Raw genomic sequence first — 21,798 nt, 5'->3', positions numbered from 1 at the left:
TCCTTGGATAGTGTCCAAGCGTCAGAAGACAGGCGTACCGTTCCAAATCAAGCTGATGGATATTCCCATGCAGATTGTTGAGCGATACAAATCTTTCAGAAAGGGCAGTCATTTGTTCAACATCGGCAATCTTGACAGCATCAACAAACGCATCAAGAAAGTAGCGGTAATGTGTGGTATCAAAAAGCGTGTCTCTTTTCATGTGTCTCGCCACTCTTGGGCTGTTTTAGCCTTGGAGTATGGTATGCCGATAGAAAGTGTGAGTAAGATTCTTGGTCACACGAACATCACCACAACGCAGATATACGCTAAGGTGACAAGCACCAAGCTTGACCATGACATAGCAGTCTTTGAAAGTCGAATCAAGGGGCATTTGCCAGTTATGGGAGGAATGGCATGAAAAGGACTGTAATCACCGTGGGCGGAAATGGAATGTTATCCATTCCGTCCAACTTGGAGAACTTGTGGATGAGTGAGGGCGAGTTGGTGGATATGCTTCATGTTACCGCCCCGAAACTCAACTCTGTGATACGAGCCATATATAAAGAAGGTATGTTGTTGATGTCGGAAGTCCAACAGAGGCAAGAACTTTCCAAAGGTATTTGGCAAACATTGTATGGATTCCCTATGGTTGTTGCCATTTGCTTCCGTCTCACCTCTAATGGTGCAGCGCAACTTCGTGATGCCATCTTCAAGAGGTTGTACGGAGCAAAAGAGAAAACAGCCATTGTCCTGCAACTCTACGGAGGGACAAATGCTTTTAGTTGAGAATGGTCGCATCTTTGACGCTTGGATATTCACTGTCGTATTGACTTATTGATTTACTGATTTACTGTCGTATAGATTTATTGATTCACAAAATTCTTGATAGGGTGATTTATATTGCACATGAAGAAAAATATGAAATCTCATGCAAGTTTTTGATACGGTCTGCGTTTATTAGATATAAGTGTAACCCTTTAATATTGAAGAAATGTATGAAAATTAAAATGATTCTTATTGCATTAACCGCTTTGCTATCTTTGGCAAGCTGCGGTGATGATGACTCTGGTATTCAACTCACACAAGACGAAATCATTGGTGACATAAATACTGGTAAAAAGATTGTGATTACCTCTCTTACCACCTATACGGAAAGTAGCAGCAAAGTTAATGTAAATGGAGCTAAAGGCAAAATATCAGCAACATCTTCCGATGAAAGTATAGCCAAAGTCTCGTGCTCAACAAATGAAGCAGAGAAAGAAATCTATGTAAGTGGTGTTTCTGTAGGAAATACCACTATCACCATAACCGATTCCGATGGAAATACTGCTGTATTAAAGGTTGAAGTAAAAGATTGGACGGCTCTTTGGGAACTTAGTAGAACAATGTATGTGGTAGATAGAAAATGTTTTGTTGAAGGTGTTTCTTCTGAGGATTCTGCAACTATTGCAGCTGATGCCATAGAGAAAGACTCATACAATAAATATTATACAATACGTACTCGTGATTATATTCCTTTCGGCTCTTATGTAACCAAGAGACTAACCATTACAGATGATAAAGGAAATGTCCGCATGGATGGAATTCTTAAGATTCAGCCAAATGCCGATAACTCCGAAGTTTGGCATTTATTACCTATTGGTAATTATACGGAAGTCGTTTTGGCTACATTTTACTATGACCAAGAAAGTATAGTCAAAGATGTGACAGATTATTATAAAACGGCATATCCTAAGATTAAGAAAGTTGAACTACATGCCATTTATGCAGTAGAAGAATTAGAACCAGACAAGTAAAAGTATAATGTAAAATTACTTTTTGTTCATCCCGAGGGAAGGTTTACAAGGAAGCCTTTCTTTGGGATTTTTTTCGTTTTATTTTATCCCGAAAGCCTACATCAAGCACCTTGATTTCCAGTCTTTTAACATTGCCGGTGCAAACTTCTCCATTCTGCGCAAGTTTGTGTTTTGCGTTTTGATTTTCCACCCTTACCTTTGCAACTTTAATTTTATCAACTCACAAAGGTTAGATTATGAGCAAGACAAACGACAACAAACAACCTGTAGCTGTGGAAAGAAAACAGCCACAGGCAGCACCTCCGCCAAACGAGGTGTTCATTCGTGTTGGCACTACCTTGTACAAGGTGGTTGACCAACCTAACATCAGTGGTGGAAAGGTAAGAAAGCGCATTCCTTGGAACATGGAAACCTTGCGTCAGGACTACGGCAAGGAGTTCATCAAGTACGTTCACAAGTATGACGGCTTCTGTACCGTTCCAGAACATGTAAACCATCGCACGGTGATAGATGGTTTCCTCAATCTATACGAGCCGATAGGTCACAAGCCAATGCAAGGGGACTTTCCGAACATCAAGAAGTTGGTAAGTCACATCTTTGGTGAGCAATACGAGCTTGGCATGGACTACCTGCAACTACTCTATCTCAAACCTGTGCAAAAGTTGCCCATTCTGTTGCTTGTATCAGAGGAAAGAAACACTGGCAAGACCACATTCTTGAACTTTCTGAAAGCGTTGTTCCAAGACAACGTGACATTCAACACCAACGAGGACTTCCGCAGTCAGTTCAATTCCGATTGGGCTGGCAAGCTGCTAATTGTCGTGGACGAGGTGTTGCTCAGTCGCAGGGAGGATTCCGAGCGGTTGAAGAACCTCAGCACCACCCTCTCGTACAAGGTGGAAGCCAAGGGCAAGGACAGAAATGAGATTTCTTTCTTTGCCAAGTTCGTGTTATGTTCCAACAACGAGTCCTTGCCTGTCATCATTGACGAGGGAGAGACCCGATATTGGGTGAGGAAGATTTCATCGCTGCAAGCGGATGATACCAACTTCTTGGAGAAACTAAAGGCTGAGATACCTGCTTTTCTGTTCCATTTGCAAGGCAGAACGCTGTCCACCGAGCACAAGAGCCGTATGTGGTTCGCTCCTGAACAGATAGCTACCGATGCACTGAGAAGAATCATACGCTGCAACCGCAACAGGCTTGAAGTGGAAATGTCGGAGCTGTTCCTTGAGGTCATGGAGAACACCCAAACCGACAGTTTGCAATTCTGCCTCAATGACGCAATCGCCTTGTTGCAATGCAACCACGTGAAAGCGGAGAAGCACCTTGTGCGAAAGATAGTGCAGGACTGTTGGAAGCTGCAACCTTCAGAGAACGCCCTCACCTACACCTCATACGAGTACAACTACAACAACAGCGGTCACTACTCGCCAACAAAACGTGTGGGCAGGTTCTACACTGTAACGAGTGACAAGCTAAATAGCATATAATTTTGTTGAATTGTTGAATATGATGAAAAAAGTGTTGAATATCAAGTATTTAAGGCTCAATATTTTCTCAACAAATCTCTCAACAAAAGAAAGAGACTGTTGAAAAGAGAAAACATGACAGCTAATGCCTGTCTTTCTCTTTTGCCCAGTGATTTTGTTGAAAAGAACCATTTGTTGAGAGTTTGTTGAGAAGATAAGCCTTTGGTTATCATATCAATACATACTATTTTCAACAATTCATCAGAAATATATACACCACTTAATCCACAGAAAGACATGAACATTCAAGAAGCAAAGCAAATCAAGATTGCAGACTATCTGCAAAGTTTGGGACACCGCCCTGTCAAGCAGCAGGGTGCAAACCTTTGGTACAAGTCACCGCTGAGAAACGAAAGCGAGGCATCTTTTAAGGTGAACACCACGATGAACAGTTGGTTCGACTTCGGAATGGGCAAGGGCGGCAACATCATCACCCTTGCGTCATACCTCTACGCATCAGACAGCTTGCCATATCTCTTGGACAAGTTGGAGAAGCAAGCACCCCATGTGCACCCGACCGACTTTTCTTTCCCTCAGCAAGCCTCCGAGCCGAGTTTTGAGATATTGGAGGTTAGGGAACTCAACCATCCTGCACTCCTGCGCTATCTAAGCGAGCGGAATATTGACCTGCGCATCGCCCGAAAGGAATGTGTCGAACTTCATTTCTCACATGATGGCAAGAACTACTTTGCCATCGGCTTCAAGAACAAGTCGGGCGGTTACGAGGTGCGCAACCGATTCTTCAAGGGGTGTATGTCCCCCAAGGACATCACCCATATCCGACATCAAGGCGAGCCAAGATACGCTTGCTATGTTTTCGAGGGCATGATGGATTATCTTTCTTTTCTCTCGTTACGCTTGGAGAAGTTTCCTGCTTGTCCGTCATTGGATGCGCAGGATTATGTGATACTCAACTCCACAAGCAACGTGGACAAAGCAATTGATGCACTCCATGGCTACGAGCGCATCAGTTGTCTGCTCGACAACGATGAAGCAGGGCGGAAGGCAACGCATGCCATCGAGACTGCCCTCGGCTATCGTGTGAGGGATGCCTCCCACTTGTACAGTGAGTACAACGACTTGAACGACTATCTGTGCAGAGTGAAATCCAAACAGTCGGTACACCAAGTACAGCCTGTTAAGCGGACTGTTCCACCTTGGAAGAGAGGCGCAGCCTTGGGCATGTAGGCGGTTCCTGCTCCAATGGCTATTCTGAACGGAAAAGCCATAGCTCAATAGGGCGTTTTCTTGACGCAGTGGCACGCCACCGCTAAAAACGCCCATTGAGCAAAGGGGTATCCCCTTTTGAAACCCCGTGAGCCATGCGCAGGGCGCAATGCGGCAAGCGGATTTGTACAACTCAAAAACAAGTTTATTATGGGACATTTCAGTTTGGATTTCAAGAAGGCAAAGGGCAGCTCTGACGCAAGGGAGTCAGACCACATAGAGCGCAAGGTGATACCAGACAATGCCGACCCAACAAGAACTCACCTCAACCGTGAGCTTGTTAAGATGCCGAGCGGTGTGTATGGTCGTGACGAAGCCATCGCCCACCGCATCAAGACGGCAGGCATCAAGCGCAAGATAACCAACGACCAGGTGAGGGTGATAAGAACAGTTCTTTCTGGAACGCACGAGGACATGATGAACATCGCAGCCAATGGTCAGCTTGACGATTGGTGCAACGACAGCTTGAAGTGGTTGCAGGACACATTCGGCAAGGAGAATGTCGTTTCGGTGGTTCTCCACATGGACGAGCACACGCCGCACCTCCACGCCTCCATCGTTCCGATAGTGACAGGCGAGCGGAGAAAGGCGAAGAACAAGACAGCGGAAGAAGGCAAGCGGACATACCGCAAGAAAGCCAATGCCGTGAGGTTGTGTGCCGATGATGTGCTCAACCGTGACAAAATGATTGGCTATCACGACAGCTATGCGGAAGCCATGGGCAAGTATGGCTTGAAGCGAGGTGTCCGTGGATCGGATGCGAGGCATACCACCACGGCACAGTATTATCGTAACATCAAGCGAGAGACGGAGAGACTTCAAAACTGCATGAAACTGTTGCAATCCGATGTGGAGGAAGCGGAGCGACTGCTCAAACAGACCAAGAGTGAAATCAACACGGAGAAGCTACAGGCTGCCAAGACGGAAGCAAAGGCTGCCTTTGTGTCGAAGATTGGTTCTCTTTTGGGCAGTGGAAAATTGAAGGAGGTGGAGCAACACAACCGAAAGTTGTGCGAGCTTGTGACTGACCGAGAGCAATACATTGACGAACTCCATGAGAAGGTGCAGCAAATGGAGGACAGTCACAGCAAACAGCTTGACGAGATGCAGCGGAAGCACCAATCGGAGGTTGCGAATTTGGAGAGCAAGCACTCCACGGAGGTAACGATGCTCAACGACATCATCCGCAAAGCCAAGCGTTGGTTCCCTATGTTGGAAGCACGCTTGCAAATGGAAGACCTGTGCAGGAAGATAGGCTTCACCATCGAGCAAATCGGAGTACTCCTTACAGGTAAGGCGTTAAACTTTAGCGGTTCACTCTATTCCGAGGAGCACAGAAGAAAGTTCAATGTGGAGAATGCGGAAATCAAGGTGTTTTCTGATTCTACCAAGCCGAACCAACTGTTTTTGTATATCAATAGACAACCTGTTGTCGAATGGTTCAAGGAACAATGGAATAACCTAAAGTTACATCTATCCCCACAACGTAAAGGTATAAGATTATAAAAAATCCATGAGGGTATGCTTAGCACCCTCATGGATTTTTTATAATCTTATACTTTTACAGTATAACTTTCTTGTTCCCCTTTATATAAATATGTCCTTTTTGAGGTACAAGAACTTGTCTTCCAAAAAGGTCATACAACGTAGAGTTGCTTTTTTCTTCTATTTGTGGAGTACGCTCTATCCCTGTTGTTTGTTTCGTGAAATCACTATTCTTAAAGATACATTTTCCATTCTCATAAACAGAGACTAAAACTTCATAATAAGAGTTTAGTTCATTGGCGGAATATTTTGTGCTACTCAATCCTACACCCTCTACGAGATAACTTTGGTAATTGTAAGTACCATAGTCAATAGTAATTCGTTTATGTTGCACATTGTCAATAGCTATGTAGTCAACCGAAATGACAGTACCAACTTCATTGGCTTTATCTCCAACAGCCAAGTTGAAATCCAGAAGTAATTTGGTTTGTTCGCCATATACGCCATATACTTTAGAATCCTTTTCAAATACAGCATAGGCTGTTTGTATATTGGGAGTGTCTTGGTAAACCTTTACAAGTTTTTTGCACAATAGTCCGTTGGCTATAGTATCTCCACAAACAGTAACTGTGTACGCTCTTTCGATGTCTTCATGCTCATACATTCTTTGCACAAAATTCCAAACCTTGCCATCAGACAACGTTTGTGACTTACAAGGGAGCATGGTAAAGAATGCTCCTAATAGAGTTAAGTATATATTCTTCATTGTTCCATAATTTTATATTTGTCTAACGAGCATAACTTCTATTTATTGCCTAAGCCTAATACATACCAACATGAAGTGGTGAAGAAATTTCTGATATACTTCACTCTCCATACCCAATGTGGCAAGAGCCTTGGGGTAAGGTGGAACTTCTGTTTGTAATGAGGGTTGATGAACCAAAGTTTTTGGTCAGCTACAACGAACCCACATTTGTGTATAAGACTTTCGAACAACTCAATGCTTGTTCGGCATTCTTTTATGCTCATAAGTTCATTCTTAGTTCCGTTCTCTTCATTGCATGTTTTTAGCAACAACTTGTATAAAGGGTTCGGCAGCAAGTGAATGAATGGCAGATGTGAACAAAGTTTGCTTCTGCAAATCTGTTGATGTCCTCCAAAAGGCATTTGCCATGCGGGGAATCCGACAAACAGTACGCCTTTTGGTTTCATAAACTTTCTTAGGTGTGCAAGAAATGGCTCTTTTGTCGGAACGTGTTCTATCACATCATGTAATAGTATTACGTCATATTTATCCTCTTCATTACATGGAACAGGATATTGCATGAAATCACTGCATACAAATGTGGCATGATTGCTGATTTCAGAAAAGTATGCTTTGGCATCTTTAATTCTGCATTCGGCAATATCTATACCTGTCACTCTGCAGCCCAACTGTGCAAAGGGAACTAAGTTTCCTCCTTCACCACAGCCTACCTCCAAAATTCTACTCTTTGGTGTCAGTTCCGTAAAATCTGACAAGTAGTTGATGTAAAACTCCTTAGATGTTATCTCCAAGTCACAGAAATACATCTTTCTATCTGTATGTCTTTTTTGCATGTATCTTATTTTTTGACTTTTCTGTATATATAGATACAGATCATCCATAAAGACTGCATGCAAAATGATACTTTCTTACCAAGAGAGCCTAATACCGAAAGGCACAGTCAATGTAAATGGACGTTCTGTCCAAGTGTTCTTGACTTCGCTTCCATTCGGAATGTACCAATTCAGCGTTGGCTCAACAAACAATGTCAACTTTGGTGCAAATTGATATTGTATTCCGATGTTAGTGTTTACAGTCCACTGTATAGAAGGTATTGTCTTCCAATCCGTTGTATAGCCAGACTTTCCTCCTATTACATAATCAGCATAAGTCTTTCCAGACAATGGTATCTGAATGCTTGCTCCTGCAGAACCGTAAGCCGACAGTCTCTTGTACGCCATGAATTGGTACGAGAGCTTGATAGGGATACCTATGTAATGCAACTTTTGTTCCTTGTCAACACGGTAATTGCCAGTACCAAGAGTGAAGTATGACTTCAAGTAAGAGTATTGAAGCCCAGTTTCTAAACTCCAATGCTTTCCTATGTTCTTATTCACTGCCAATCCTAAAGTTATTGGTTTGTCATGATGTTCATACTCTTCTATTTTTCCCTTATTGTTATCGGCAATATCCATCATGGCAACATTTTCCGCCGTTGGGTCAGTTGGAGTTAAGCGATGAAGATATTCTGCATATTCTTCCCAAGTCGTAAAACTCTTTTCTGATGGTTGGTCGGGTGTCGTTGGTTGGTCTGGTCCAGAAGGTTGCGAACTTCCAATATTGTTATTGCTACTTGTTATAATCTTATAAACATTTTGCGCAAGAGTAGTACCCAAAGAACCAGCTGCGAGTAATTGCCATTTACTTTTCTTGTGGGTCCTTGTATCATCCGCAATCCATCTTTCCTCGTTTGGAATAGGTGTATAGACAGAATCTTTTTTGATGATACTATCTCGCTTGTTATCAGCCAAAACATATTGGTTCTCCTGCAAAGAGTCGGATATTTCGAGTATTACATTTTGACCTGTCTTAATCGAATCACCAACAGTTATTACAATGTTCTTTCCCTGTTGAACACTTCGATGATTAGAGCACAAAACAGCGTTTTGCGTTCTACTAACAGAAACATTAGGCTTCTTTTGTATAGGCGTAATGTCTTCATTAGACTTTCGAGTTCGAACTATATTCACATCATTTTCAGAAACGAGTTTCTTCTTTGCTGTAAAATATCTATATACTGGGATGACTATCAACGCCAATACGATGATAAGCATAGCTCTTGGAGACAATATGTTTCGCAGCATAGCCTTTGCCCTTGACAATTGTGAGGAAGAACTATGTGGAGCAATATCAAGTAATTCGCTGATTTCTTGATGGGACAAGCCATCCAAAACAGACATATTGAATATTTTCTTATACCCTTCAGGCAAACTGTCTATAGCTGACATTATTTCCTCATACGAAATTGATTGCCTGGAAGTGTTGTCATCTTCCAATACGGAACTAAATTCATCCTCTATTTCAGACAAGGAAATGAAATCGTATCTCTTACCTTTCTCCTGATATTTCAATACAAGGTTAGTAGTGATACTTGTAAGCCATTGACTAAACCTATGAGTATTCTTCAAGTCTTTTAATGAAACAAGCGCAAGTATAAAAGCATCTTGGACAAGGTCGTCAACGACAGCCTTGTCCTCTCTAAGAATATTGATGCATATCCCTTTCATCTTAGGATAATACATTTGGTATAATGTGCTGAAAGCGTCAGCGTCACCTTGTTTTGCTTTTTCTACTAATGTTGTTATATTTGAAGCCATGAGCGAATTGTTTCGTACTATCTATTTTGGTATAGATACACCAACTGCTTGATGACTGCACGAAATTTTGTTAAAGAATATAAATGTACCTTACTTTAAGGCATTGATTTTGGAACAGACACTCTGCACATGGTCGAGCCCATACAACATTGAACGAGAATCTATTCCCATCCAAGAGAATAAAGTCTGAATTTTCTGGTATTCATTGACGATATAACTTGTGTCTATTTCCGATGCATGAAGTCTGAAACAGATGGGTTCATGGTGCGCAATTCTGTTTCTCAAACTATTCACCTTGTCAAGTTCGTTGAATATGTATGTGTTGTTGTATTGAATCGCAGCTGACGAACGAGGTTTGTTAGGGAATGCCCTTAGCAGACATTGTCCTGTCACACGATATTGTAGTGAGGAATACATATATTTCCAAACACCAAATTCCATTTCTGCAATCAGTTTGGAATGAGAGTATATGCCTTGTCTATTAAATCGGTTGTATGCCTTTTCTATGATTTTCCTTGTCTCGTTCATGCGTCCATTGGAGAATATTCCATTGTCTTGAACAGAATCTTTCAGCCAATTCTCTCCCAAGGTCGGCACCAAAAGACTATCAATCGCATTACGCAATGCCACTTCAAAGCAGCTAACTATCGTAAACATCTCCTGCGACAAACGTAAGTTGTAGCGATACAAAGCCATAGCCTTGCGAGTGTCACCATTCGCAGCATCCTTATATCTCTGCATTCGTTTGGCAGATAAGATTCGCTCAAATTCTAAATATTCCATAAAAAATCGTCCATTTACTTGGTTGTAACAAGAAAAAACACTATCTTTGTAGCGTTGATTCCCGGTAGCCTCTGATTCGTCAAGCTATCGGGTCTTGTTTTTATATGATTCTTGCCTACAAAAATACATTTTTTTCTGTGATTACGATTATGCCACATTATATAATTACAGAAATTTAACTGTAAAAGTTGCAAAAATCCCTTGCGGTTTCGTGTTATTGTTGTAATTTTGCAGTTAATAAGAGTTGTTAGGTAAGCAAACGTATGCAGATTGCAGAAATTAAAACCGTTGCTAAATCATTACCTCCATTGAGGTGAAACACTCATAAATCGCTCATTCTAAGCTATTCAGCAGATTTTAGCGTAATTTTTTGAAAAAAAATCGTAAATTTGCAGCGAGAAATAAAAACTTGAAGAATAAACAACATAAAAAATAAACTTATGAAGAAAATCTCGTTGATAGTGATGAGCTGCATGATAGCTTGCGGACTGCTCGCCAACCACGGCATCGTGAAGGGCGGAGAAATGTCACCTAAGGTAGAGGACACGGTATCGATTGCCAAGAAAATCACTGATAGTCAATGGCTATCGAACAACTCCGACACGTTGGAAGTGGACACAGCTGGCGAAGACTCGGTGGTGAATGTGGTGGCCTACTTCTGCAAGGGTGACACCTGCGAATACTGGATATATGAGAATGAGTGGAAGGTGGACGGCAAGGACACGGTGAAGACGCTCGGCGTATCCACCCAGGTGCGCCTTGTGGTAAACGATTCCACCAGCAAGGGCTATAAGATGAGCTACACCTTCCTGGACGTAAAGGCCGATTCGGTGGGCGACAACTTCCGGGACAAGATGATGGCCATGATAGCGGAGCGCACCGCCAAGAGCGTGATAGGCAGCACCATCAACTTTGAGACCGATGAATACGGTCGCATCACCAAGATTACCAATCTCTCGCAAATCAAGAAGCAGGCAAAGGCTCTCTTCAAGGCGAGCATGAAGGACATCGCCTCCATGCCCATCATGCAGGCAATGAAGAAGGCGATAGGTCTTGACTTCATGAAGATAGGCAACCAGGCTAACACCGACGAGCTTGTGGAGGACTACCTGGAGGAGCTGAAACTGCTCTTCGCCTACCACGGAAGCCAATATGCCGTGGGCGAGCATCACGAGCACGAGGATGCCACCAAGGATAGCTACGCCAACGACACTTATATCAATGCCAGCCTAGAGAAGAGTGGCAACTACACAATCTCCTGCGAGGTGGTCAGCGTGATACCAAAGGAGACCGTGAAGGAGGTGATGGGCGGACTGATGGGTGCCATCACGGAAGGACTGAAGGGCAAGAAGACCGAGGACGGCAAGGATCATGATGGCGACATCAAGGACTTGGACGACGCGTTTAAGAAGGAGATAGAAAAGGCAGTTGACCAAGATGCCCAGACCTCGGAGTATCTCAGTGTGACCTGCTTCGAGGATGGCTGGCCTAGCAGCGTGTTGAAGCAAAATGAAACAGTGATGGCTGGCCGTGGCAAGCTGAAGCAAAAACTCATCGAGGCTTGCCGATTCGCACAGCGCGAGAAATGATGAACTATTTCGACCTGTACAGATTGAATACAAGGTGAAGGATGCAAACTTTATTGTATTAACAGACTCTGTTGGTAATGAGCCAAAGGGTGAGACTGCAAAATATTATGTGTTGAAAAAGTAAAAAATATGCGACTTATAAAAAACGTTGATAGCGTTTTTGCTACTCACGTTTTTTATAAGTCACAACATATTACACTTTTGATTATTTATTCAAAAATTCTAAACAAACCATACATTATAGACCCCAAACCAACAAAATATCCTTTAAGATAATCAATATAGCTTATTGTAAAACTCGGTGGGTAATTACGCCTGTCTTTGTATGTGATATTTAGGAATGTAATACCAAAGGATATTGCACAAATACTATCATATCTTTTAAATAAGATGGTTGTTATTCCTAAGCATATCATCAAAATTGAAAAAATCAAGTAAGTGCCATTTTTTATGGCACTTACCGACTTTTTGTGCTTAATAACAGAAAACATTATTGCAATTCCTGTTATAGACGCTAATATTCCCCAAAGACAAATATAGTTCATATTGTTTTGCTTTTATGTTATAAATAAAGAACGACTGGATATTGAATTTATTGCATAGAATTGTAGTATTAATCAGAAAACGCACAATAATATGTCTATCAATGTTTTTCCATTGTCTCACCAAGCAGGGACTATTTGGCGACACCCATGTTCAAGTAAAATATGCTTTTCCGCCCAAGTCTTTACTTGTTTTTTTGCATAAACTTTGTGTTGATTTTTTAATACTGTCAAAAACAAAAAGGGCTGACTCCCTAAAGTGAAATCAGCCCCAATTTTACACAATATGCCATTTGGAATAGGCATAACATTATGTTCTACAAACTTAATAAACCATATAAGAGAAAACCGATACCTGCTACGTATCCTTGAAGTGATGATATATAGGCATTAGTTCTCTTTGAAACTGGATTCTGTTTGTTATCATAATAGGTGTAGCAAGAGCAGATAATACCTAAGTATATTGAAGTATAGGCATCATATTTCTGAAACACAATGTTCAATATCCCCAATGTTATACCACACAAAATCCATACATGGCAAATATACCAAAATACTTTTCTATTTCTACTTTTTTTTAGGAGAAAGAGAATAAATGTACAACTAATAAGAAGTACACACCCCCACAATAAATGTACCATACATTATTCATTTTTATTCTGACTTTTGTTATTTTCTTGCTCTTTTTTTTCTATAACTATAATTCCTTCGCATTGAAAAGATAAGGCGTATTCCAAATGTTGTTGCGCTCCTCAACGAAAACCTCACCGAAAGGAACATACTCAATGTGCTGCACCACCTCGCCGTCCACATAGTCGTTGTTGTCCTCGCCATTGTACGGCACAGCAAAGGTTGCCTCCTTTTTTCTATTTTATCTGTCATATTTATATTCATTTTTCCAAAATCACAAATTGTGACTTTGAACATTACCATATTTAACAGCATTCAAAGGTAGTGCTTTTAGCCTTTAAGCCACTATTGCACAACCCCTTTCTTTGAAAAGAACGTAAAATTAATAGTTTTATTGCTGTGATTGTAGTTTTATTAAATTCACCCTGGAAGGGATATGCATAGTGTGTTGTATGCATTCCCTTCCAGGGTGTTTTTTTTTATGGTTCATCCAGAAATTCGATGATTTCTGCTACTTGTTGCCGGGTGTAGAAGTGGGAAAACTTGCCGGCGTAGCCCGAACAGAGGCTCTGCTTGAGCTCGGGACACCGGTTGATCCATCTCACCAGCCGGTTGAGCGCTACCCTGGGGGTAGCGGTGGAAAAGTAGAGCATGGCGAGCTCTGCCTTCCCGTAACTTCTGTCTCCTATCATAATTTGTTCTTTTTAGTCTGTTTTTGTCAGTTGCTTCTTTCTTCTGCCTGGTAGAATAAAATCTCTCCGAAAGATACGGAAATATCTCCGAAAGATAAAAAAATATCTCCGAAGCAGAATTTCCTAAAATGGGAGATCCTCGGGCGGCGTATCGGCATCAGCCAATAGGTTTCCTTCCTGAAGTCAGTCAGTTTCTTGGAGTTTCCCTTGAGCTGCACGCTGGGTGTGTGATGCAGGGCAGCCGGTGCTTGATGTCCTCTGCCGTTCTCTTGTCCACTTCATCGCAGTAATACCAGTATCTGGTTTTATCGTTTTTTTTCATGTTGCGAAGGTATACAAAATGTTTTACTTAGGCGGCGAGTCCTATAGGACTCGCTTTTCACAAAGAATAACCTAGGTTAAACTTTTTGACGAAGCATTTTTGCGCCCCTTTTTGGGGGTATTTTGAAGATGATGTTTGGTTTTGTATTGCCTGTCGGAAGAAAAAGCGGAAAAATGACGAGGTGAAGGGTGAAGGGTATATTTTAAACTCTATATTATATTCTTTATTTTATGGATTTTGCGATTTTTGACCCTAGGGTCTTTTTTTCGGTTTTTACCCTTACCCTTCACGCGTATATATATAAAAGAGTTTTCAAACCTTCACCCTTCACCTTTTTGTTTAATATTTTGTGGGTCAGAGAGTTAAGGGTGAAGGGTGGTGAAGGGAGCTGAAGGGATAAGTAAAAAGACTTTCCACTCCTCAATGAAAAAAACAGCCCTAAAAATTTGGAAGTTACAAATATTCAGCGTATCTTTGCAGAAGATTGTGCGGCGCTCGGCAATCAGAAAGCAAGCTTTCATTGCACTCGCTGGCATAATCTTTGCAGTACAAATAAAAACATAATGCGTATGAAACAGGTAGAAGAAAGATACATCAGCTTGCTGACCGACTTCGGTTTCAAGCGAATTTTTGGAACAGCAATGAACAAGGATTTGCTCATTTGCTTCCTCAACAGCTTGTTTAATGGCAAACAGGTTGTGAAGGACGTATCGTATCTGAACCCGGAGCATGTGGGAGATGTCTATACCGACCGCAGAGCCATCTTTGATGTATATTGCGAGGGCGAAAACGGCGAGAAGTTCATCGTAGAAATGCAGAATGCCTACCAGACGTATTTCAAGGATCGCGCCCTTTTCTACTCAACCTTCCCTATCCGTGAACAGGCACCTAAGGGGAATGAATGGGATTTCAAACTCAATCATGTCTATACCGTTGCCCTGCTCAACTTCAGCATGAACGAGGATGCATTCGACAAGGAGAAAATCCGCCATCATGTGCAGTTGTGCGATACAGCTACCCACAAAGTATTTTACGACAAACTCGAATATATCTATGTAGAGATTGCCAAGTTTGACAAGACCCTGGAAGAACTGGATACGCTCTACGAAAAGTGGCTCTATGCTCTGAAGAACCTCTATAAACTTACCCAGCGTCCTAAAGAGTTGTGCGACAAGGTCTTCGACCGCCTCTTCGAGGAAGCCGAGATAGCCAAGTTTACTCCGCAGGAAATGAGGGAGTACGAGACCAGCAAGATGGCATATCGCGACATCAAGAATTCCGTAGACACCGCCAAGCGTGAAGGTATAGCTGAAGGTATGGAAAAGGGAATGAAGGATGGCTTGGAAAAGGGTAGAGCTGAAGGTATGAACCAGCGAAGCCTTGATATTGCCAGGAACATGCTTGCTGATGGCGTTGACATCAATCTGATTATGAAGTATTCCGGTCTTACCCAGGAACAGATAGAAAAATTGAAATAAGATATTATCTTAGAGGTAACAGATAAGAATTCCCCCATCCTGCCATCAAAAGCAGGATGGGGGAATTTGCTTAATAGCTAAGAATATGCTGGCAATGGGACTTTCAGCCGAACAGGTTGCCAAGGCTACCCAGCTGCCTTTAGATATCATCATGAATCAGAACAACTCATAAAAAACAGAAAGCGGAGATGTAGATTACGAATATCACCATATAATCAAGGGTCTATACGCCACCTTTTCATCGTGGCATATAGACCACTCAACATTCAACAATCTCTAACATTATCGGAATTTCTATATTCTATTTTCTGATTTTGGAAAAGCGTACGAGTTCGTACACAATCTTAACTGAACTCATATTAGGCGACTGCTATCTGAAAATAAAAAAGAGGGTGAGTCATCTGGTTATGACACACCCTCTTTTTGTCTTTTATTTCTTTTTCTTCTTCTTCTTTTTGATGCCGAAGAAATCGCGGAGGCCGTTGAAGTCTTTCTTCATGATGAGGCCGAGACCCTGCGTGTTCAGACTGTTGCGCGTAAAATAGCGGTCATTGGTCTGATTGTACATGCGTATGGCGAGGTTGCCGTTAGGGAAGATGAGGTAGCGGAGGTCAAAATCACCGATGAAACTCTGCGTGGCATTCGGATTGTCGCGATAACCGAACTGGCCATTGAAGAGTAACCGGTTGTTGAGCAGCTTGCCACTCAGAATGCCCTCATACTCGGCATTGTTGAAACCTTCATCGCCCGTAGATATGTTGGCACCGAAATTCCAGTTGTTGCTCTTCACCACGTTGGAAAGTACGGTGTTCAGCTGCTGCGAGATGGTGCCGCTCAGCAGGCTCTGCATCGCCAGCGAAGTCTGACTCTGCTGTTCACCGTCCTCGCTCACCTGGTTGTTGTTGGTCTGGGCGTAGAACCGGCCGATGCCCAAGAGATAGAGCACCTGCTGGTTCATCTCTTCCTGCGAATTGATGATAGAGTAGATCATCTGCTTCGCATCGCTGTTAACCGTAGGCAGGTCCATCGAGAAATCTACCTTAGGCGATTGAGGCGTGCCGGTGATGTCCATCAGGCAGTCTACGCGGATGTTGTTGCCCGAGAACGAACGGCCTATGCGCAGGTCGCTCAGCGGCACTCCGTTTACGGTATATTTAGCCCGCAGATTGAGTGGGGCGTTGTATGGGTTGCCACCGAAGGCGATGGTGCCGCCCGGCATAAACTCGAACTCCTTCTTGATGAGATTCTGGATGGTGAGCTTGTAGGTGCCGTGGTCTACCACATAGTTGCCAAACATGTCGAACGAGCCCTTGTTGAAGTAGTTGGCGCGAATTACGCCATCTCCGTTCAGGGTGATGTAATCGCCCGACTGCTCGTCCATAATCAGCTTGAGCGTGAGGTTCTGGTTGGTGTTTACGAGGAAGTTGATGCGCATATCCGATTCGAAATCGATGTCATCCTCTCTCTGTTTCGTGGTTGGAGCCCCGTTCAGGCTGTCCATGATATCCGGCACAATCTCGTGCCAGTGGATAAAGCTCTTGTCGCTGATGGCGTCCGGACTTGCCACATTATATACAAAGATGCTGCCCGGTTCGGGCTCGGCGTTGATATCGATGACGGTTTCGCCGCTCTTGCCGTGGATGCCTACCTCGCCCGTGGCATAGATGGTGCCATAGAAGGTGTTGTCGCCAAACTCGCGGGTATCGAAGCCCAGGAAGTTGTGCGCCTTGATATCGAGGTCGTAGCTCAGCCTGGTGAGGTGCTTGTGGTGGATGCCTCCGCTCAGGATGGCTATGTTGCGGTTGCGGTCGAAGATGGTATCATTCTCAATGAGGATATCATCTGGGATAGCGTGGGCACGGAGCGCATCGAAGGTATAATCGGTGTTGAGCTGCTTGAGGTGCACCTTGCCGTGAGCGGTAATATCGCCCACGAGATTGATGTTTTTCAAATCGCCCACCACATTGAGATGGCCATCGCCCCAGGCTTCTACCTGGTTCATGAAACTGCCGCAGAAATTCTCGAGGAATTTCATGCTGGTGCCCTGGGCATCAATACCCAGGTCGATATAGTTGCGCTTAGGCGAGACGTATCCGTTGATGAGCGTCTGGTGCTCCGGACCATCGTCGGCAACTGCATGAATATCAATCTGTTCGAGCTCCTTGTTGAAGTTGACACCAGCATGGAGCACACCGAGCGGTCCGTTTTCGAAGGTAAACTCCTTCACGTCTAGCTGGGCGTAGGCATCAGGGTCGTTGAAGAGGCTCTTGATGATAGCCTTGCCCGAAGCCTTGCCGGTGAAATCTACCGAATGGAAATTGACGAGGTTCAGCACGTATGCCACATCTACATCCTTCAGGTCGGCTACGATAGAATCGGTCTTCTCGGGTGTAGCAAGACCGGAAACGATGACGTGCTGCTGGTCGTGGCTCACGGCGAAATGGTCTACCAGCAGGCGGTTCTTGCTGTAGATGATGTCGGCAGGATGAACCTCCCACGGCGTGCCGTCGATTCTGATTTCAGACGGGTGTATGGTTACGTGGGCGGTAGAAACATGATTTTCGTTCTTGAAGAACTGCGCCCTCGTATCGATGATGCCCTGGATAGGGAGCTTAGCCGAATGGTTGTTGTAGAAGAGCTTGGCGAAGAGCTGGTTGTCGGCAGCGGCTGCCTTTACGTGGATGCCCGGTCCGTTATCTCCCCATTTGCCCTGCCTGATCTGCGCATCTATCTTGAGCGAATCGTTGATGGTATGCAGTCGCACTTTGGCTCCATGATAGTCTTTTGCGTCATAGCTGAAGTCAGGCACGCTGGCATAGATGTTGACGGTTTTCTCGGCATCGTTCATGAATCCATCGGCAAAGACGGGCTGCTCTATCTTCAGCGGAATGCCCAGCATGCGCTGCAGTATCTCGGTAGAGGTGATTTCTGCCTGGAAGGTGAAATGGTTCTTCGCACTCCTGTCTACCTTGCCGATGCCCGGAAGGGTAGGCAGTTTGCTGGCTACCAGGTTGGTGAAGCTCTTGGTGAGGGTAGCGTAATCGTACTCTCCGTTAACATGGATGCTGGCGAACGGGGCTTCGAGGTCGAAATAGCTGTCCTTGCCCTGGTTCTTGGCGCTTACGGTGATGTCATCGAGACTGTAGGTCTTGTCGGCTACCTTCAGTCCCAGGATGGTTGGCAGCAGATGCTGTACATGGGCTGTTGCGGCATACTGCTTGCGGGGGATGGAGTAGGAGCCTTCTACCTGGATGTTGGCGTTTGGGTCGGCGATGGATGCGAGTCCCTCGAGCAATCCCCGGTTATAGCTGCCGTCTATCTGAATGTTGCGGTAGCTGTACTTGTTGAAATCGAAGCGCGGAATGCTGCCCTTGGCATAGAAATGCTGCTTGTTGCCGTGAGCCGAAAGCGATGCTGCCAGGATGCCGAACTGCCCGTTGTCGAGGATTCGGCCCAGGTTGATGCCCTGGGTGTTGATGCTAGCCTTGAGTTCGGAGCCAGCCTTTTCGGCCTTGATGGCTACTTCGCCCACGCCGGTCTTCAGTTGTCCGCGGGTGCCTGCCTTCTTGCCAGCACCATATACTTCACCTATATAATATATGTCGCCCAGGCGCAGCACTTCCTTCGGGATGCTGATGCGTTTGCCCAGATTTCGGGAAACCTCATCGATGCCATCGCCTGATACTCTGAGGGCAGCTATGTTTGCCTTCCAACGCAGAAGGCGGTCCCAATCGCTTACACGGCCGTTAGCCCTGAGCAGCAGACTGCCGCTCTGTGTCTTGAATTCGAGGTTATGGATGCGGGCAGATGTACTGGTGCCCGAAAACTGGAAATGAAGCTGCAGAGCATCCTTGAACTTGCGGAGTTCAGGCACGAAGCAGGCAATATCGGCAAGCGTGATGACGGATGGTTTGATGCCGCCCTGAAACTGGAGGGTAGGCTTCACGAGATGCTTGTTCTCGATGCGGTAGGTAGCGCGCAGGTCATCAAACTGCAATTGCGAATGAGGGAGCTCGATGCTGAAGTCTCTGAGCAGGGCTTGCTGCTGGTCGGCATCGAGTTTGAATCTCAGATTTCTGAGTTGAAGTCCTGATTTATCTTTCAGCGCTATCTTCTTGACAGCCAGATGGATATCCTTGTCGGTGAGATGGCCCAGAATAATGTGAGCAGAGAGGTCGGTGATGCCTAGATGCTGCGGCGAAAAGACGCCCGGCTTAGGTGCAATATCGCGCTGGTTGTAGGCAACGGCACCATGACGGATAATCAGGCTTCCGATGTGCAGGTCGAGCGGAGTATGGCGGGTGGTATCTTTCGAAGCCAGCGAATCGAGCACGAACTGGATGTTCATCGGACTCTTGGCATCCTGCTTGTAGATGTTGGCGTTCAGTCCGAAGAGCTGGGCAGATGAAACCGAAATCTTGCCATCCTTCAAAGGCAGGAAATCGAGCTTTGCCGATACGCGCGAAGCACAGATCATGCTGTCGCCCTTCTGGTCGAGCATCATGACATCATCTATGATAATGCGGTTGAAGAAGCCCAGGTTCACCTTTCCGATACTTACCTGAGTGCCGAATTTCTGAGCCAGCGCACCGGCTACTTCAGAGCCGATGAAGGCCTGTACTGGTGGCACGTGCAACAGTACGACAAGCAAGAAATAGACAGCAGCCAGCGTCCATATAATGCTATTGATGATATGTTTTAAATGTTTCAGAGTTGCTTTCTCTAGTTTACAAAAATGTTACTAATTTGAATTTTGCGACAAAATTACTGAAAAATCGGCATAAAATCGAATAATTCACACAATTTTTCTTTTTTATATCACTTTTTTTCACTATTTTTGCAGCACGTTAGAAGTTTCAGCATAGAAGTAGATAAAATATATGTTTTATGGCAGATGGCCAGTATAGCGTCTTGATGAGGGCGCTGACGCATATATCTTGAAGTGATTAGTAAATTTATATTTAATATTTTTTAATGTAGTTATGGCAAATGTAATTAAGTTACGTAAAGGCTTGGACATTAACCTTACGGGTAAGGCTTCCAAGGATGTAACGCTCCAGGTGGCTCAGGCTGGCGAGTATGCGCTGGTTCCTGCGGCTTTCGTGGGTGTGACTCCTAAGGTAGTGGTACGCGAGGGCGATCATGTCAATGCCGGAGATGCCTTGTTTGTGAACAAGGCTTGCCCGGAGGTGAAGTTTGCCTCGCCAGTGAGCGGAGAAGTAACCGCCATTGAGAGAGGTGAGCGCCGAAAGGTGCTCTGCGTGAAGGTGAAGGCCGACGCAGTACAGACCTCTACGGATTTTGGTAAGAAAAACGTTGATGCGTTAGACGGTGAGGCTGTCAAGCAGGCGCTGCTTGAGGCTGGTCTCTTCGGATACATCAACCAGTTGCCTTATGCTGTGTCCACAACTCCCGACACCAAGCCTAAGGCAATTTTCGTTTCCGCCCTCCGCGACATGCCGCTCGCAGCCGACTTTGAGGTAGAACTCGAAGGCAACGAAGAGGCTTTCCTGACGGGTTTGACAGCCTTGAGCAAGATTGCGAAAACTTATCTTGGTGTTGGCGTTGACCAGCACAGCAATGCGCTCGGCGAGGCTAAGAACGTAGAACTCAATGTATTCGACGGTCCTTGCCCGGCAGGTAATGTAGGCGTACAGGTGAACAACATCGACCCGGTAAACAAGGGCGAGGTGGTTTGGACAGTAGATCCAGCATCGGTTATCTTCTTCGGAAGACTCTTCCTGACAGGTAAGGTTGATCTGCACAAGACTGTAGCTGTGGCTGGTAGTGAAATCAAGACTCCTGGCTATGCTGAAGTATTGGTAGGTACACCTTTAAGCAGTTTTGTAGCCAATCAGCTGAAAGCTACTGACCATGTGCGACTTATCAATGGTAATCCTCTTACCGGTGTAAAGACAACCATAGAAGATTTCGTAGGTGGTCATACATCAGAGATTACAGCCATCCCAGAGGGTGATGACAACGACGAGATGCTGGGTTGGATTCTTCCACGTACCGATCAGTTCTCTACATCGCGTTCCTATCTCTCCTGGCTCTTCGGCAAGAAGAAGGAGTATAATCTCGATGCCCGCGTGAAGGGTGGCGAGCGCCACATGATCATGAGCGGCGAGTATGACAAGGTGCTCCCGATGGATATCTATGGTGAGTATCTCATCAAGGCAATCATCACCGGCGATATCGACAAGCAGGAGCAGCTCGGTATCTACGAGGTAAGTCCTGAAGATTTTGCTGTGGCTGAGTTCGTGGATTCATCTAAGCTCGAATTGCAGAAGATTGTACGCGAGGGCTTGAATACCCTGCGCAAGGAGAACGCTTAG

At 44.5% G+C, this 21,798-nt stretch carries 17 protein-coding genes; 9 read left to right on the top strand and 8 right to left on the bottom strand.

Annotation, left to right across the window (positions count from 1 at the left end; all coding sequences use genetic code 11):
• From F7D47_RS09520 to mobV, 6 genes are all read left to right on the top strand, one after another.
• Positions 1 to 400, top strand: a 400-nt coding sequence (locus F7D47_RS09520) for a site-specific integrase (RefSeq protein WP_153095717.1), incomplete at its 5' end; no start/stop codon positions are given.
• Positions 397 to 768 (top strand): hypothetical protein, encoded by a 372-nt coding sequence (locus F7D47_RS09515; RefSeq protein WP_009018146.1) that lies wholly within the window; start codon positions 397 to 399, stop codon positions 766 to 768. The genes F7D47_RS09520 and F7D47_RS09515, both read left to right, overlap by 4 nt.
• A gap of 209 nt (positions 769 to 977) precedes the next feature.
• Positions 978 to 1,778, top strand: a complete 801-nt coding sequence (locus F7D47_RS09510; RefSeq protein WP_100766118.1) for a pilus assembly protein N-terminal domain-containing protein — start codon at positions 978 to 980, stop codon at positions 1,776 to 1,778.
• A gap of 233 nt (positions 1,779 to 2,011) precedes the next feature.
• Positions 2,012 to 3,271 (top strand): primase-helicase family protein, encoded by a 1,260-nt coding sequence (locus F7D47_RS09505; protein ID WP_437181622.1) that lies wholly within the window; start codon positions 2,012 to 2,014, stop codon positions 3,269 to 3,271.
• A gap of 276 nt (positions 3,272 to 3,547) precedes the next feature.
• Positions 3,548 to 4,498: a toprim domain-containing protein gene (locus F7D47_RS09500; RefSeq protein ID WP_153086762.1), complete on the top strand. Its 951-nt coding sequence runs from the start codon at positions 3,548 to 3,550 to the stop codon at positions 4,496 to 4,498.
• Between the two features lie 189 nt (positions 4,499 to 4,687).
• Entirely contained in the window at positions 4,688 to 6,043 is a 1,356-nt protein-coding gene (gene mobV, locus F7D47_RS09495; RefSeq protein ID WP_153086761.1) for a MobV family relaxase, read from the top strand.
• 55 nt (positions 6,044 to 6,098) lie between these two features.
• Here mobV and F7D47_RS09490 read toward each other — a convergent pair whose 3' ends face one another.
• The 4 genes from F7D47_RS09490 to F7D47_RS09475 form a co-directional block, all read right to left on the bottom strand.
• The gene (locus tag F7D47_RS09490; RefSeq protein WP_153086760.1) at positions 6,099 to 6,788 is read right to left on the bottom strand and encodes a hypothetical protein; all 690 of its coding nucleotides are present in this window, start codon (positions 6,786 to 6,788) and stop codon (positions 6,099 to 6,101) included.
• Between the two features lie 38 nt (positions 6,789 to 6,826).
• Complete coding sequence (locus F7D47_RS09485) at positions 6,827 to 7,621, bottom strand: class I SAM-dependent methyltransferase (RefSeq protein WP_153086759.1); 795 nt, start codon at positions 7,619 to 7,621, stop codon at positions 6,827 to 6,829.
• A gap of 75 nt (positions 7,622 to 7,696) precedes the next feature.
• Positions 7,697 to 9,424, bottom strand: coding sequence for a sigma-70 family RNA polymerase sigma factor (locus F7D47_RS09480; RefSeq protein ID WP_153086758.1), 1,728 nt, complete (start codon positions 9,422 to 9,424; stop codon positions 7,697 to 7,699).
• 90 nt (positions 9,425 to 9,514) lie between these two features.
• A complete protein-coding gene (locus F7D47_RS09475; protein WP_153086757.1) occupies positions 9,515 to 10,207 on the bottom strand; it encodes an Abi family protein in 693 nt (230 codons plus the stop codon).
• 440 nt (positions 10,208 to 10,647) lie between these two features.
• Between F7D47_RS09475 and F7D47_RS09470 the strand changes: the two genes are divergently transcribed.
• Positions 10,648 to 11,796, top strand: coding sequence for a hypothetical protein (locus F7D47_RS09470; RefSeq protein ID WP_153086756.1), 1,149 nt, complete (start codon positions 10,648 to 10,650; stop codon positions 11,794 to 11,796).
• A gap of 209 nt (positions 11,797 to 12,005) precedes the next feature.
• On the opposite strand, the gene F7D47_RS09465 is transcribed toward F7D47_RS09470, so the two are convergent.
• The 3 genes from F7D47_RS09465 to F7D47_RS09455 all read right to left on the bottom strand — a co-directional run bounded on the left by F7D47_RS09465 (position 12,006) and on the right by F7D47_RS09455 (position 13,660).
• Positions 12,006 to 12,341, bottom strand: a complete 336-nt coding sequence (locus F7D47_RS09465) for a hypothetical protein (protein ID WP_153081601.1) — start codon at positions 12,339 to 12,341, stop codon at positions 12,006 to 12,008.
• A gap of 694 nt (positions 12,342 to 13,035) precedes the next feature.
• A complete protein-coding gene (locus F7D47_RS09460) occupies positions 13,036 to 13,182 on the bottom strand; it encodes a hypothetical protein (protein WP_153081600.1) in 147 nt (48 codons plus the stop codon).
• Between the two features lie 265 nt (positions 13,183 to 13,447).
• Entirely contained in the window at positions 13,448 to 13,660 is a 213-nt protein-coding gene (locus F7D47_RS09455; RefSeq protein ID WP_153086755.1) for a DUF4248 domain-containing protein, read from the bottom strand.
• An 885-nt stretch (positions 13,661 to 14,545) separates the two neighbouring features.
• On the opposite strand from F7D47_RS09455, the gene F7D47_RS09450 reads away from it, so the two are divergent.
• Positions 14,546 to 15,460, top strand: coding sequence for an Rpn family recombination-promoting nuclease/putative transposase (locus tag F7D47_RS09450; protein ID WP_153086754.1), 915 nt, complete (start codon positions 14,546 to 14,548; stop codon positions 15,458 to 15,460).
• 430 nt (positions 15,461 to 15,890) lie between these two features.
• Here F7D47_RS09450 and F7D47_RS09445 read toward each other — a convergent pair whose 3' ends face one another.
• Positions 15,891 to 20,090, bottom strand: a complete 4,200-nt coding sequence (locus F7D47_RS09445; RefSeq protein ID WP_228113365.1) for a translocation/assembly module TamB domain-containing protein — start codon at positions 20,088 to 20,090, stop codon at positions 15,891 to 15,893.
• A gap of 352 nt (positions 20,091 to 20,442) precedes the next feature.
• Here F7D47_RS09445 and F7D47_RS09440 point away from each other — a divergent pair, with 352 nt between their 5' ends.
• Positions 20,443 to 21,798 (top strand): Na(+)-translocating NADH-quinone reductase subunit A, encoded by a 1,356-nt coding sequence (locus tag F7D47_RS09440; RefSeq protein ID WP_153086753.1) that lies wholly within the window; start codon positions 20,443 to 20,445, stop codon positions 21,796 to 21,798.

The sequence above is a fragment of the Segatella copri genome (assembly GCF_009494835.1).
In the GTDB taxonomy this organism is placed as follows: Bacteria; Bacteroidota; Bacteroidia; order Bacteroidales; family Bacteroidaceae; genus Prevotella; species Prevotella copri_F.
Note: the sequence above shows the minus strand (reverse complement) of the source record. Positions and strands in the feature narration are given on the sequence as shown.

What these genes read in the sequence shown, in the direction of transcription:
- F7D47_RS09465 (WP_153081601.1), bottom strand. Translation starts at nt 12,341, where the DNA reads ATGAACTATATTTGTCTTTGGGGAATATTAGCGTCTATAACAGGAATT.
- F7D47_RS09515 (WP_009018146.1), top strand. Translation starts at nt 397, where the DNA reads ATGAAAAGGACTGTAATCACCGTGGGCGGAAATGGAATGTTATCCATT.
- F7D47_RS09490 (WP_153086760.1), bottom strand. Translation starts at nt 6,788, where the DNA reads ATGAAGAATATATACTTAACTCTATTAGGAGCATTCTTTACCATGCTC.
- F7D47_RS09485 (WP_153086759.1), bottom strand. Translation starts at nt 7,621, where the DNA reads ATGCAAAAAAGACATACAGATAGAAAGATGTATTTCTGTGACTTGGAG.
- F7D47_RS09510 (WP_100766118.1), top strand. Translation starts at nt 978, where the DNA reads ATGAAAATTAAAATGATTCTTATTGCATTAACCGCTTTGCTATCTTTG.
- F7D47_RS09450 (WP_153086754.1), top strand. Translation starts at nt 14,546, where the DNA reads ATGCGTATGAAACAGGTAGAAGAAAGATACATCAGCTTGCTGACCGAC.
- F7D47_RS09455 (WP_153086755.1), bottom strand. Translation starts at nt 13,660, where the DNA reads ATGATAGGAGACAGAAGTTACGGGAAGGCAGAGCTCGCCATGCTCTAC.
- F7D47_RS09475 (WP_153086757.1), bottom strand. Translation starts at nt 10,207, where the DNA reads ATGGAATATTTAGAATTTGAGCGAATCTTATCTGCCAAACGAATGCAG.
- F7D47_RS09480 (WP_153086758.1), bottom strand. Translation starts at nt 9,424, where the DNA reads ATGGCTTCAAATATAACAACATTAGTAGAAAAAGCAAAACAAGGTGAC.
- F7D47_RS09440 (WP_153086753.1), top strand. Translation starts at nt 20,443, where the DNA reads ATGGCAAATGTAATTAAGTTACGTAAAGGCTTGGACATTAACCTTACG.
- F7D47_RS09470 (WP_153086756.1), top strand. Translation starts at nt 10,648, where the DNA reads ATGAAGAAAATCTCGTTGATAGTGATGAGCTGCATGATAGCTTGCGGA.
- F7D47_RS09500 (WP_153086762.1), top strand. Translation starts at nt 3,548, where the DNA reads ATGAACATTCAAGAAGCAAAGCAAATCAAGATTGCAGACTATCTGCAA.
- mobV (WP_153086761.1), top strand. Translation starts at nt 4,688, where the DNA reads ATGGGACATTTCAGTTTGGATTTCAAGAAGGCAAAGGGCAGCTCTGAC.